Source organism: Ruegeria sp. YTSA168 (assembly GCF_059610045.1).
Window position 1 is genome coordinate 251,383 of the sequence record NZ_JBXWMW010000004.1, and the last position, 12,070, is coordinate 263,452.

The 12,070-nt window shown below is 59.9% G+C and carries 13 protein-coding genes; 8 read left to right on the forward strand and 5 right to left on the reverse strand.

Features of this window, described 5'->3' with window-relative positions:
• Positions 1-4: 4 nt before the first annotated feature.
• Complete coding sequence (locus AC2FFE_RS10540; protein ID WP_496846581.1) at positions 5-424, forward strand: NUDIX hydrolase; 420 nt, start codon at positions 5-7, stop codon at positions 422-424.
• Here the strand turns inward: AC2FFE_RS10540 and AC2FFE_RS10545 are convergent.
• From AC2FFE_RS10545 to AC2FFE_RS10565, 5 genes are all read right to left on the reverse strand, one after another.
• Positions 421-3,822: an efflux RND transporter permease subunit gene (locus AC2FFE_RS10545; RefSeq protein ID WP_496846582.1), complete on the reverse strand. Its 3,402-nt coding sequence runs from the start codon at positions 3,820-3,822 to the stop codon at positions 421-423. The two genes, AC2FFE_RS10540 and AC2FFE_RS10545, sit on opposite strands and share 4 nt — an antisense overlap.
• A 5-nt stretch (positions 3,823-3,827) precedes the next feature.
• Entirely contained in the window at positions 3,828-5,276 is a 1,449-nt protein-coding gene (locus AC2FFE_RS10550) for an efflux RND transporter periplasmic adaptor subunit (RefSeq protein WP_496818957.1), read from the reverse strand.
• A 105-nt stretch (positions 5,277-5,381) separates the two neighbouring features.
• Complete coding sequence (gene moaB / locus AC2FFE_RS10555) at positions 5,382-5,918, reverse strand: molybdenum cofactor biosynthesis protein B (RefSeq protein WP_496846583.1); 537 nt, start codon at positions 5,916-5,918, stop codon at positions 5,382-5,384.
• Positions 5,918-6,514, reverse strand: a complete 597-nt coding sequence (locus AC2FFE_RS10560) for a metallophosphoesterase family protein (protein WP_496846584.1) — start codon at positions 6,512-6,514, stop codon at positions 5,918-5,920. The genes moaB and AC2FFE_RS10560 overlap by 1 nt, the downstream gene beginning before the upstream one ends.
• Complete coding sequence (locus tag AC2FFE_RS10565) at positions 6,514-7,278, reverse strand: uracil-DNA glycosylase (RefSeq protein ID WP_496846676.1); 765 nt, start codon at positions 7,276-7,278, stop codon at positions 6,514-6,516. Before AC2FFE_RS10565 ends, AC2FFE_RS10560 begins: the two co-directional genes overlap by 1 nt.
• 169 nt (positions 7,279-7,447) lie before the next feature.
• Here AC2FFE_RS10565 and AC2FFE_RS10570 point away from each other — a divergent pair, with 169 nt between their 5' ends.
• The 7 genes from AC2FFE_RS10570 to AC2FFE_RS10600 all read left to right on the forward strand — a co-directional run bounded on the left by AC2FFE_RS10570 (position 7,448) and on the right by AC2FFE_RS10600 (position 12,006).
• Positions 7,448-7,696, forward strand: coding sequence for a hypothetical protein (locus tag AC2FFE_RS10570; protein WP_496818954.1), 249 nt, complete (start codon positions 7,448-7,450; stop codon positions 7,694-7,696).
• Positions 7,697-8,036: 340 nt separating this feature from the next.
• Positions 8,037-8,972, forward strand: coding sequence for an aspartate carbamoyltransferase catalytic subunit (locus AC2FFE_RS10575; protein ID WP_480548465.1), 936 nt, complete (start codon positions 8,037-8,039; stop codon positions 8,970-8,972).
• A complete protein-coding gene (locus tag AC2FFE_RS10580) occupies positions 8,969-9,487 on the forward strand; it encodes a hypothetical protein (protein WP_496846585.1) in 519 nt (172 codons plus the stop codon). The genes AC2FFE_RS10575 and AC2FFE_RS10580 overlap by 4 nt, the downstream gene beginning before the upstream one ends.
• On the forward strand, positions 9,472-9,858 hold the full coding sequence (locus AC2FFE_RS10585; protein WP_496846586.1) for a hypothetical protein: 387 nt from the start codon (positions 9,472-9,474) through the stop codon (positions 9,856-9,858). The genes AC2FFE_RS10580 and AC2FFE_RS10585 overlap by 16 nt, the downstream gene beginning before the upstream one ends.
• The gene (pyrC, locus tag AC2FFE_RS10590; protein ID WP_496818950.1) at positions 9,855-11,135 is read left to right on the forward strand and encodes a dihydroorotase; all 1,281 of its coding nucleotides are present in this window, start codon (positions 9,855-9,857) and stop codon (positions 11,133-11,135) included. Before AC2FFE_RS10585 ends, pyrC begins: the two co-directional genes overlap by 4 nt.
• The gene (plsY, locus tag AC2FFE_RS10595) at positions 11,135-11,740 is read left to right on the forward strand and encodes a glycerol-3-phosphate 1-O-acyltransferase PlsY (RefSeq protein ID WP_496818949.1); all 606 of its coding nucleotides are present in this window, start codon (positions 11,135-11,137) and stop codon (positions 11,738-11,740) included. The genes pyrC and plsY overlap by 1 nt, the downstream gene beginning before the upstream one ends.
• Positions 11,737-12,006 (forward strand): hypothetical protein, encoded by a 270-nt coding sequence (locus AC2FFE_RS10600; protein ID WP_496818948.1) that lies wholly within the window; start codon positions 11,737-11,739, stop codon positions 12,004-12,006. Before plsY ends, AC2FFE_RS10600 begins: the two co-directional genes overlap by 4 nt.
• Positions 12,007-12,070: the final 64 nt, after the last annotated feature.

Below are 12,070 nucleotides of genomic sequence, written 5' to 3' on the forward strand. Positions count from 1 at the left end.
TCGCATGAGCCAAACCCCAAAGATCGGCGCATTGGCCGTGGTCCTGCTTCAGGATCAGGTCCTTCTGGTGCAACGCAGCAAACAGCCCGACCGTGGGCTATGGGGCTTTCCAGGCGGTCACGTGGAATGGGGCGAAACCGTTCTGGAGGCGGCACAACGAGAGTTGTTTGAAGAAACATCGATCATCGCAGAACCGCTGCAGTACCTCGACAATCTGGATCTGCTGCGACGAGACGAGGCCGGAGAAGTCATCTCACACTACCTGCTCGTCGGCGTGGCCTGCCGCTATCAGTCGGGCGAACCCAAAGCCGGCGATGACGCGCTGGACGCGCGCTGGTTTCCGATTGAACGGATACGTCAGGGCGATTTACAGATGAGCGCGCGCGTGCCCCAGCTTTTGGAACGGGCCCTGCGCGTGGGCTAAGTGCCAACCCGGCCTTTCAACCGCACATAAAGCAATCCCGACGCGGCAAAGCTTAGCGCCAGTATCGGGAGTGCTCCGGCCAAAAACGCACCCAGCCCCATATCCAAGACACCCGCGCCGCCCTCATCCGGGTAAAGCGCAGAGAGAATGCCCATCGGTGCACCAGCAACTGCAGGCCACACCATCGTCACTGCAAACCACAGCATCAGCACGACCCCGGTGGCCGCGACAGCGCCCTGCAACACCCGATCCGGCGCGCGCATGGCACGGCGCATGGCTGTCATCGGGCGGGAGACGTCATTCAGAATGGCCAGCAAGGCCGGAACCAGAACCAAAACCAGCAACATGCCAAAACCCAAGCCGTAGACCAGAGTGATCACGGTCGGCTTCAAAAATTGTGCTTGCTGAGAGCCTTCATACAGCAACGGCGTCAGGCCCAGCACTGTCGTCAGCGTCGTCAGCATCACCGGGCGCAAACGATCAGCCGTGCCTTCGACAATCGACGGCACCAGACCGCGTTCCTGCTGATAGCCATCTATGGTTGTCACCAAAACAATTGAATCATTGATGATAATCCCGGTCATACCCAGCAGGCCAACAACCGTGAACATGCTCAGCGGCACATCCCAGATATAATGCCCCCAGATCGCACCCACCAAGCCAAACGGGATAATGGCCATCACCACCAGCGGTCTGGACCAACTGGCAAAGACCCAGGCCAGCACCAGATAAATCCCGGTCAGGCACAGGATCAGGCCTGTGCGCGCCTCGGACAGGAACTCGTTTTCCTGCTCGCTCAGCCCCGCCATGCGCCATTCGACCTGTCGTTCAGCAGCGATATTGGGCAAAATCTCTTCGTTCAGCGCGCGTTCAATCTCTGCCGCGCGGGTCGGGTCATCCTCGGAAATGTCGCCATTGACCGAGATCACCCGCAACCCGTTTTCGCGCCGCACGGTTGAGAATCCCGATTTCCGCTCGACCGAGACAATATCGGCCAACGGCACATAAACCCCATCGGGTGTGCGCATCAGCGTGCGTTCAAGGAAGTCAGCCGTCAGTTCGCCCTCGGGCAGTTCCACCCGAATTTCGGCACTGCGAGGCCCATCCGGGAAGGTCGCGGCCTCGATCCCGTTCAATCTGTTGCGCAATACGCGCCCCAGAGTTTCGATGCGGAAGCCCAAAGCCTGCCCCTGCGCGGTCAGGTCCAGAATGTACTCTTCCTTGTCATAAGCAAGATTGTCCTCAAGCGCCGAGACCTCAGGGTATTTAGACAATTCAGTCTGAAGGTCCTCTGATGCGGCCTTGAGCGTGTTCACGTCGGAACCGTAGAACTGCACGTCGATGGCATCGCCACCTGGGCCGGACCGCCAGCCTCGGAAGCTGATCAGCTCGACCTTGGGATGGCGGGGCACGAAATCCTGAAGCTCGCCCACAAACTCAAAACTGGAATATGGGCGCAGGTCAGCATCAATCAGTTCGATCGAGATGCCGCCCAGCAGATCATCATCCTTGCCTTCGGCAGCCGACAGGCCAAACCCGGCGCTGCCGCCAACCTCGGCCAAAACGTAATCGATGGGGTTACGACCATGACGTTCCTCGTAAATTGCGCCTAGTTCTTCGGCGGCTTGCTGCAACTGGCGCATCATCTCGAACGTATCGGCGCGGGTCGCCCCTTCGGCCATGATAAAGTTGCCGGTGACCGAGCCACGCTCGGGCGCGTTGAAGAACCGCCAGTTCACATCGCCTCTGATGAACAGGGCGATCTGGCTGGCCAGAATGACAACCATCAACGCAACAACCACATAGCGGGCCCAGACCACCCAGGCGATGAAGGGCCGGAACAGGCGGTCCCGCACCCAGCGGAACCCGCGGTTGACGACCCGGTTGGGCAGGTCGTACCAATGCTCCTTCGCCGAATGGGCGATGGCATGGGCCATGTGGTTGGGTAGGATCAGGAAACACTCGATCAGTGAGGCCGCAAGAACGGCGATCACGGTGAATGGGATGTCGCGGATCAACTCTCCGAACCGACCACCGACAAGAGTCAGGCCGAAGAATGCGATCACGGTTGTTAGTGTTGCCGCGAATACCGGCATGGCCATCCGCCGGGCGGCGCGTTCAGCGGCAACCATGGGCGGCTCACCCAGTCGGCGGGCACGAAAATCAGCGTGTTCGCCCACCACGATCGCGTCGTCCACCACGATGCCTAGGGTTATGATCAGGCCGAATAGCGAGACCATGTTGATCGACAGGCCACCCAGATACATCAGCGCAATAGCGGCTGACATTGCGACGGGAATGCCTGCGGCCACCCAGAAAGCAATCCGCGCATTAAGGAACAGAAAAAGCAGGCACACAACGAGCCCAAGCCCGACAAGACCGTTGTCGATCAGAATGTCCAGCCGGTCTGTGATGGACTGCGCCCGCGTCCGGATCAACTCGACCGTGACACCTTCGGGCAGGCTGGCCTGCATCTCGGCCACCACGTCTTCGACCTGATGTTGAATGCCGATGGCATCGCCCAGATTAGAACGATCCACCCGAATGGACATGGCCGGATCATCGCCCACGAAATAGCTGCGATTGCGGTCGACCCCTTCAACCCGGATCTGCGCAACATCGCCCACGAACAGTTTGGATCCGTCTGCAAAGTTGAGCAATGCGATGCCTTCGATCTCTTCCGGGGTGCGTTTCTCCGAACCTGTCCGGATACGGGCATTGGCGCCCGTGACGTCCCCGGCGGGGCTGGCGTTAACCTCGGCAGCAATGGCCGAGGAGATGTCAGACAAGGCAATGTCGTTGGCGATCAATTGCGCCGTTGGAACCTCGACCACCACGCGCGGCGCAGCCAAACCTCGGATCGTGGTGCGTGTAACACCCGCAGCGAACAGCCTGTTGATCAGTTCATCGGTAAACTTTGCCAGCTGGTCAGGCGCCACCGGGCCGGTGATCACAACATCTGTTACACGATCACGCCAAGCCCCGCGCCGGATCGAGGGTTCTGCGGCGTCTTCAGGCAAAGTTGTGACACTATCAACGGCGGTCCGAACATCTTCGACGGCGCGGGACATATCCCAGTTGGCTTCGAACTCAAGCCGGATGTTCGCGGACCCTTCTCGTGAAGTGGCTGTGGTACTGGCTACGCCCTCGACCGCCAGCAGCTCGGGCTCCAGCAGTTGAACAATTCCGTTATCAACATCCTCGGGGCCTGCGCCCTCCCACTCGACGTTAACATCGACCCGTTCCAGTATGACATCGGGAAAGAACTGCGCGCGCATGTTCGGGATCGCGGCAGTCCCGAGAACGAGCATAACCAGTAACAGAAGATTGGCGACCGTCCGGTGTCGGGTGAAATAGCTCAGAATGCCGCCCGCCGCGCTTGGGATTTCGCGCATCATAGCGCTTAGCCTCCGGCCCGGTTTTCAATACGACGGACCAGCGAGGCAGGCACTTGAGCCGCTTCCAACTGACCCAGCATTCGGGTTTTGACATCCTGAGGCATACCTTCGCTGGCCTCAACCTGCGCGACAAGCTGCGCGCGCTGCGTATCCGTCAACTCGACCATATCCGCGTCGGCGCTTTCCTCGACCCGCAGGGGGCGCACGCGCACGCCCGAGCCCAGCAACGGCGTGCGGCCAATAACCACTTCGCGACCTTCCAGGCTGTCGCCGCGCAGCAAAACCTCATCTCCCTGCCGTCGGACCAATTGCACCGGCAAGGTTTCCAGACGGTCATCCGCGCCCAGCACCAGTACCGTGCCCGCCGCATCCAGAACGGATGAGGGCAAACGCACCACGGCGTCGACCGCCTGTTCCTGAACGGTGACCGTCACAAAATCCCCTGGTTTGAAGCCCGAAGCGCTATCCAATCGTGCGAAGATCAGACGACCTGTCTGCCCTTCGCCCGCTGATCCGCTGTCGCGGCTGATCCGTCCTGTTGCAGTCAGGTCGGCCCCCGTCACCTCAAGCGACACGGTTACCGGAGCGTTTAATAGGGTTCCATCTTCATCCAGCAATCGGACAAATTGGGCCGTCGAAACCCGAAAGGCAACTTCCAACGCATCAGGGTCTACCAGCTCGGCCAGTTTTTCGTTGGCCGAAACCAAGCGCCCCTCGACCAATGTGACATCGGTCAGCGTGCCTGCGAACCCGGCCCGAATGGTCATATCATCCAGATCGCGTTCTGCCGCTTCAAGCGCAATCCGCGCGCGGGCCAATAGCGTGGTGGCCTGATCCACACGCGATTCAGCCTGCGCCAGGGCGATGCGACGCGCCAGAACAGATTGCTGGGCAGAGGTGGCCGACAATTCGGCCTCCTCCACGCTCGCAGTCGCGCCCACACCGCGGGATTCCAGATCGCGTTGCCGTTGCAGGGCACGTTCGCGCAGCTCAGCCTGCGCTTCTGCCGATTTCAACTCATCTTGTGCCAGCAGCAGGGACCGTTCCGCATCGCGTTCCTCGAACTGGGCATCCAGCAGATCGGATTTGGCCCGGTCCAAGGCGGATTGCGTATCCGCAGGGTCCAGCTCGACCAAAACTTCACCCGCCGTGACCGTCCCGCCATCCTCGAAATCATCGGCGAGTGAGATCACGCGACCACCCAGCGCCGCGCGCAGTTCAAGCCGACGGCGGCTTTGCACTTCACCAAAGGCTTCCAAATAAGGCGTTACAGTCTGTAACTCAGCTGTTCTGACGGACACTGTGAAAACACGCTCACGCGCCGCGGGTTTTGCAGTGTCGCGCGCGATCACATCTTGGACCGCGCCCGTGATCATCTGGGCTGCGACAAACAGCAAAGCCAACGTCAGCGACGCCAGAAAGACACCGACAAGACTTTGCCTTAGAAAACGCATTTTCACTTACCCCGGTTGCGATGGGCTACCTTTCGCAAAATGTAGCTGGACGGTGAAATATGCCAAGCCACAATGCGGTTATAAGGTGTTAAACGTAGGAACAGTCTACTTCCGTCGCAGATGTTCGTCCAATCGCGGCATTATTTCCACAAAGTTGCAGGGGCGATGGCGGTAGTCGAATTGTTTTTCCAAAATACCGTCCCATGCATCCTTGCACGCACCCGGGCTGCCCGGCAGGGCAAACAGATAAGTGCCGCCAGCAACACCGCCAGTCGCGCGGGATTGCACGGCAGAGGTTCCGATCTTCTCCATCGACAGAATGGTGAAGACGGTTCCAAAGGCATCAATCTCTTTCTCATAGACATCGCGATGCGCTTCGACCGTGACATCGCGCCCGGTCAGGCCCGTGCCTCCGGTTGAGATCACAACGTCGATCTGCGGGTCTTCGATCCATGCACGCAGCTTATCAGCGATCTGCGCACGCTCATCGGGCAGGATTTGCCGATCTGCAACGGCGTGACCCGCCGCTTCGATCCGATCGACCAGCGTTTGACCGGATCGATCGTCGTCAAGCGACCGCGTGTCCGAGACCGTCAGGACCGCAATACGAACCGCAATAAAGTCTTTTTCCTGATCGATCATCACGACACCTCGAACCAATTCACCTTGGGCCCCAGATTGGCGATTTGAGCCCGGCCCAGCGTTCCGCGATAGCCCCAGCTGTCGTGGATATGGCCACAGAAAACCAGCTTGGGCTGAAGCCGTTCCACAGCATCGCGCACAGCCACCGAACCGACCGAGACACCTTGCGATGTTACATCTCCATACCCTTTAGGCGGAGAATGCACGATCAAAACATCGGCGTCGTCACAGCGATCCAGCAGTTCCGAAGCCTCTGGCTCGGACAGATCACAGGACCAATCGCCAAATGGCGTGGCCGGCACCCCGTAGCCCAGCCCGAACAGGTGAATTCCATCGACCGTCATTCCGGTGCCATGCAGGACATGGGCGCTATCTGGCGCAGCATCGGTCAGCTCATCCGCGCTTTCCGCATTGCCCGGCACCAGCACCAGCGGGGCCGAGATACCCGACAGCATCTGCATGGCCTCGCCCAATCCCTGGCGCATATTGCAGTAGTCCCCGGCCCCGATCACCAGATCGGCCTGCGCGCTGGCCGCAACGAGATCAGCCGCCCGGTTGCGCGCCATATGAAGGTCTGAGAAAGCCAAAATACGCATCATCCTGCCCCCAGCCGTGCTTTCAACTCCAACAGATCGGCCCAAGCCTCTCGTTTCATCTGCGGCTGGCGCAGCAGGTAGGCGGGGTGGAACATCGGGATCACCGGCAAATCCAGCGCGTGTTCCCAGGTACCGCGCAAGCGCGTGATGCCGCGTTTACCCAGTACGGCTTGGCAGCTGATATTGCCCATCACCACCAGAACTTCGGGCTTGGCCAACGCCACATGGCGTTCCAGAAACGGCTTCATCATACCGATCTCTTCCGGCTTCGGATCGCGGTTTTGCGGGGGGCGCCAGGGCAACACATTGGTGATATACACATTCTGCGTGCGATCCAGATCAATCGCCGCCAGCATCCGATCCAGCAACTGACCCGCGCGTCCGACAAAGGGCTTACCTTCGCGGTCTTCATCCCGCCCCGGCGCTTCACCAATGATCATCACGCGCGCGCCCGGAGTACCATCTGCAAACACCAACTGCCGCGCACCGCGTTTCAGCTCACAATGTTCAAATGTCTCCATCGCCGCGCGCAATTCATCCAGTGATCCGGCGCTTTGTGCTGCGGATTTTGCGATGGCAACCGGGTCAACCTGCTCTGGTTTCTCGGTCGCGGCCTCGGGGTTGGCCTGTTCCTTGGGCTTGGGCGCGGTATCGGGCAGCGCATACCGGTCGATTGGCGCGTTGCCAATCGCCTCGGTCACGCCCAGTTCGATCTGCCAGTCCAACAGCGCCCGTGCGGTGTGATAATCCATGCCCGATTCCATACCCCACAATCTAACCGGCTTTTGACCGATGGAAAGCGAATAGACCTTGCCACGGCGCTGGGTCGCACCGACCATGATCCTGTTATGCCATCGATCTTGCGATTCCTTCTGATTGCTCTGCTTCTGAGTGCCCCGGCGGGCCCGCTACACGCGCAGCTTTCCATCGGCAATGACCAATGCCGCGGGGGTCAATTCGCCTGCGGCAGCCGGTGTTGTTCGGGCGGGCAAAGATGCAGCTTTGATGGACACTGCATCCCTCTGGGTGGCACCTATTGCGGTGGCGGGCGCAGCTGTGGCCCATTCGAGCGCTGTGTCGCGGGTGGCACGCGATGTGCACCGCAAGGTGCAAATGCCTGCAATTCGAGCCTCGATTGCCCCAGCGGGAGCCGCTGCAATGGCCGTGGCAAATGCGAGCTGATCCGCCCCGATATCGAACTAAACCTACCGCAGCCCTGCGCCGATGGCCGGATCTGCGTGCGCGGATCCTACTGCCTGCCGCAAGGTGGATGCTCGCGTCCTGGGTGGTACCTATGCGAAAAAACCGGATCGCAGTGTCGCCAAGGTTTCAAATGCTCCAGAAATCAGGGCTGTGTCCCTGTCAAAGCCATCGATTGCGGATATGGCAAATGGTGCAAACCGGGCGAACAATGCCTGCCGCAGGGGGGATGCCAGAAACTGCCCGACAGCACAGAACCTTAGGTTGCCTTGCCTCGCGCGGCTTTCTATAAGCGGTCCGATTGTCAGACAGGAGCCCGCCCATGCGTTTCGCCCATCGTCACCTTCTTGGCATCGAGCATCTGTCGCAATCCGATATCACCGCCATTCTTGACCTGGCCGAGACCTATGTCGATATGAACCGTCAGTCGACCAAACACTCGGACGTGCTGTCCGGGCTGACCCAGATCAACATGTTCTTTGAAAACTCGACCCGCACGCAAGCGAGCTTTGAGATCGCGGGTAAGCGTCTGGGCGCGGATGTGATGAATATGGCGATGCAGGCCAGTTCGATCAAAAAGGGCGAAACCCTGATTGATACAGCAATGACATTAAACGCGATGCATCCCGACCTGCTGGTGGTGCGCCATCCACAATCTGGTGCAGTCGATCTGCTGGCGCAGAAAGTGAATTGCGCCGTGCTGAATGCAGGCGACGGGCGGCACGAACATCCGACCCAAGCGCTGCTGGATGCATTGACCATCCGCCGCGCCAAGGGGCGCTTGCATCGCCTGAACATCGCCATTTGCGGCGATGTGGCCCATTCCCGCGTGGCGCGTTCGAACCTGATCCTGCTGGGCAAGATGGAGAACCGCATCCGTCTGATCGGCCCCCCCACGCTGGTGCCTGCGCAATTCGCCGAGTTCGGGGCCGAGATTTATGATGATATGACCGAAGGCCTGCGGGATGTGGATGTCGTCATGATGCTGCGCCTTCAGAAAGAACGGATGGATGGCGGGTTCATTCCGTCAGAGCGCGAGTACTATCACCGCTATGGCCTTGACGCAGTCAAACTTGCGCAAGCCAAACCCGACGCCATCGTCATGCACCCGGGTCCAATGAACCGAGGGGTCGAGATCGACGGCACGCTGGCGGATGACATCAACCGTTCGGTCATTCAGGAACAGGTCGAGATGGGCGTCGCCGTCCGCATGGCCGCCATGGAACTGCTGGCCCGCAACCTGCGCGAGGCCGCATGAGCGACCTGACCGTTCTTCCCCACGAACGCGGTGTCATTCGCCTGTTTGCACTGAACATGCGCCCGGAAGAGGCCAAGTTTCTGCGCGAACCTGGTGCTGCTGATCAGGTTTTGGGGGTTGCCAATCTGGACCCAGAACAGATCGACATCTTTCCTGTGTCTGATCTCGAAGACCTGGGCCTTTGGGGCTATCTGAACGAAGGGGGCGGCGTCTCCGAAGACCAATTGGATCGCGCGGCGCTGGACGCTGTTGAAGGCTGGGTCATGGCTCTGCGCAGCGCTGCGTTCAAAGGACAGTCAGCGGTGCTTACCCCGGATCCGCGCGTTCAGTTAATTGGTTTGTTCACGGAAGAGGCCACAAACTGGACTGGCGGTCGGATCGAAACCGAAAGTGCCAAGCCGTTTTCAGCACCGCAGCCGCCGGCGCAAGACGACAGGCCGCGCCGAATGGGCTCGGCTGCGCTGGCCTTGTTCATATTAATGGTGATCGGAGGTGTCCTGTGGCTGATCCTGTGATCTTTGCCCCCGACAAGGGCGCATATATTCGTACCAATGCCTGGCTGGCCGCTGCTGCAATGGCCGGGGCGATGGTCGTGCTCTGGTTGGTCGGAAACCCCTATGTCTGGACCGGTGCGCCTGCTGGACTAGCAGCCATCGGCCTGCGCGCATGGTATCTGGCTTCGGAAGAACTGACCGCCAAATGGGAAATGACCGATACGTTGCTGACAGGCCCGGGCCCGCGCAAGGTTGGGCTGACCCAGATCGAAGCCGTGAACACCATGGGCAGTTTCGTCCAGCTTGTGACCAAGAGCGGCGACAAGCATCTAATCAAGTACCAGGCGGATCCCACCGCAACCAAAGCCGCTATCGAAAGGGCCTTGCCATGAGCACCGTTTTGTTTACCAACGCGCGCCTGATCAACCCGGAGAACGGGACGGATGCGACCGGATGGCTGCAAGTCGCGGACGGGCGGATTGTGGCGAACGGCGAAGGCGATGCCCCTGCGGTGGACGGGCAGGTCGTGGACTGCAATGGCAAATGCCTGGCCCCCGGCATTGTCGATATCGGCGTTAAAGTGTGTGAACCAGGCGAGCGGCACAAGGAAAGCTACAAATCCGCAGGTCTCGCGGCAGCGGCGGGTGGGGTGACCACGTTGGTCACGCGCCCCGATACCACACCTGCCATCGACACGCCGGAAACGCTGGAATTTGCAACACGCCGCGCCCAGGCTGATACGCCTGTGAACGTTCTGCCAATGGCCGCTCTAACCAAAGGGCGTGAGGGGCGCGAGATGACCGAGATCGGGTTTCTGATGGATGCCGGTGCAGTCGCCTTTACGGATTGCGATCATGTGGTGACCAACACCAAGGTATTCGCGCGCGCGCTGACCTATGCGCGGTCCTGCGGGGCGTTGGTGATAGCGCATCCGCAGGAACCGGGGCTCAGCGCCGGGGCTGCTGCGACCAGCGGTAAATTCGCCGCGTTGCGCGGCCTGCCCGCAGTGTCAGCCCGGGCGGAACGGATGGGGCTGGACCGCGACATCGCATTGCTGGAAATGACTGGCGCGGCCTATCACGCAGATCAGATCACGACGGCTCGCGCCTTGCCCGCATTGGAACGCGCCAAGCGCAATGGTTTGGACATCACCGCCGGAACCTCGATCCACCACCTGACGCTGAATGAGCTGGACGTGGCCGACTATCGCACTTTCTTCAAAGTCAAACCACCGCTGCGGTCAGAGGATGACCGGCAGGCGGTGATTGAAGCGGTGCGAACGGGCCTAATCGACACGATCAGTTCCATGCACACCCCGCAGGACGAGGAAAGCAAACGCCTGCCGTTTGAAGAGGCTGCCTCGGGCGCGGTTGCGTTGGAGACATTGTTGCCCGCAGCGCTGCGCCTGTATCATTCGGGTCAGTTGGATTTGCCAACCCTGTTCCGTGCCATGACCCTGAACCCGGCCAAACGCCTGGGTTTGAACACTGGTCGTTTGTCCACAGATGCGCCAGCCGATCTGGTCTTGTTTGATCCTGATGTTCCTTTTGTGCTGGACCGGTTTACACTCCGATCCAAATCACAAAACACGCCATTTGACGGGCAGCGGATGCAGGGTAAGGTCATTGCGACCTACGTGGCCGGCAAAGAAGTCTACCGGAGAACTTGATGCCCTTGATTGACAGTACACAATCCGAATTGCTGCTGTGGGCGGCCATGGGCTACCTTTTGGGGTCAATTCCCTTTGGCCTGATCCTGGCCAAGCTTATGGGACTGGGCAATCTGCGCCAGATCGGGTCAGGTAATATCGGAGCCACCAATGTGCTTCGAACCGGCAACAAGGCCGCCGCCGCCCTGACCCTGCTGTTCGATGCTGCAAAAGGCGCTGTGGCGGTTCTGCTGGCGCGCGCCTTTGCCGGTGAAGACGCGGCCCAGATTGCAGCGCTCATGGCGTTTTTGGGCCATTGCTATCCCGTTTGGTTAAGCTTCAAGGGCGGCAAGGGCGTGGCCACATTCCTCGGCCTTTGGCTGGCACTGGATTGGCGGGTCGGTGTTGCCTGCTGTCTGACGTGGTTGGTTGCGGCGGCGATCTGGCGGATATCCTCAATCGGCGCACTGGCGGCGGCCGCATTGTCGACCACCTGGATCGTGGTGCTGACGGATGGCTCCACCTTCGTTTTGGGTATTGCGCTCACCTTGCTGGTCTACTGGCGCCACAACGCCAATGTAGCACGTATCAAGGCGGGGACTGAGCCCAAGATCGGAAAGCCGTGACCGCGACCGACGCGTTCACCCGCGCCTTTTTCGCATTGCCCTTGGGCACATTCACTGGCCGCGCCCAGGGGCGGCGCTATGTGGTCTCGCGTCAGGCCATAGCAGGAAACAAGTCCCATAAGCTTGTGGCGCGTGAGCTTGGTGGCTCGGACTATATAAGCCTGAACCTCTATCAAACACGCAACAGCGGCGCATTGCTGCGCCCTTGCGAAATGCCTGCCCAGAAGGTTACCGACTTTGTTCTGGCACTGACGCCCGAGGACTAACCCGACCACATTTCTGAACAGCATCTCTGCACCTCTGCACAATCACAATTGATTGCTTTGAACG

What these genes read in the sequence shown, in the direction of transcription:
- AC2FFE_RS10540 (WP_496846581.1), top strand. Translation starts at nt 5, where the DNA reads ATGAGCCAAACCCCAAAGATCGGCGCATTGGCCGTGGTCCTGCTTCAG.
- AC2FFE_RS10545 (WP_496846582.1), bottom strand. Translation starts at nt 3,822, where the DNA reads ATGATGCGCGAAATCCCAAGCGCGGCGGGCGGCATTCTGAGCTATTTC.
- AC2FFE_RS10550 (WP_496818957.1), bottom strand. Translation starts at nt 5,276, where the DNA reads ATGCGTTTTCTAAGGCAAAGTCTTGTCGGTGTCTTTCTGGCGTCGCTG.
- moaB (WP_496846583.1), bottom strand. Translation starts at nt 5,918, where the DNA reads ATGATCGATCAGGAAAAAGACTTTATTGCGGTTCGTATTGCGGTCCTG.
- AC2FFE_RS10560 (WP_496846584.1), bottom strand. Translation starts at nt 6,514, where the DNA reads ATGCGTATTTTGGCTTTCTCAGACCTTCATATGGCGCGCAACCGGGCG.
- AC2FFE_RS10565 (WP_496846676.1), bottom strand. Translation starts at nt 7,278, where the DNA reads ATGGAATCGGGCATGGATTATCACACCGCACGGGCGCTGTTGGACTGG.
- AC2FFE_RS10570 (WP_496818954.1), top strand. Translation starts at nt 7,448, where the DNA reads ATGACCAATGCCGCGGGGGTCAATTCGCCTGCGGCAGCCGGTGTTGTT.
- AC2FFE_RS10575 (WP_480548465.1), top strand. Translation starts at nt 8,037, where the DNA reads ATGCGTTTCGCCCATCGTCACCTTCTTGGCATCGAGCATCTGTCGCAA.
- AC2FFE_RS10580 (WP_496846585.1), top strand. Translation starts at nt 8,969, where the DNA reads ATGAGCGACCTGACCGTTCTTCCCCACGAACGCGGTGTCATTCGCCTG.
- pyrC (WP_496818950.1), top strand. Translation starts at nt 9,855, where the DNA reads ATGAGCACCGTTTTGTTTACCAACGCGCGCCTGATCAACCCGGAGAAC.
- plsY (WP_496818949.1), top strand. Translation starts at nt 11,135, where the DNA reads ATGCCCTTGATTGACAGTACACAATCCGAATTGCTGCTGTGGGCGGCC.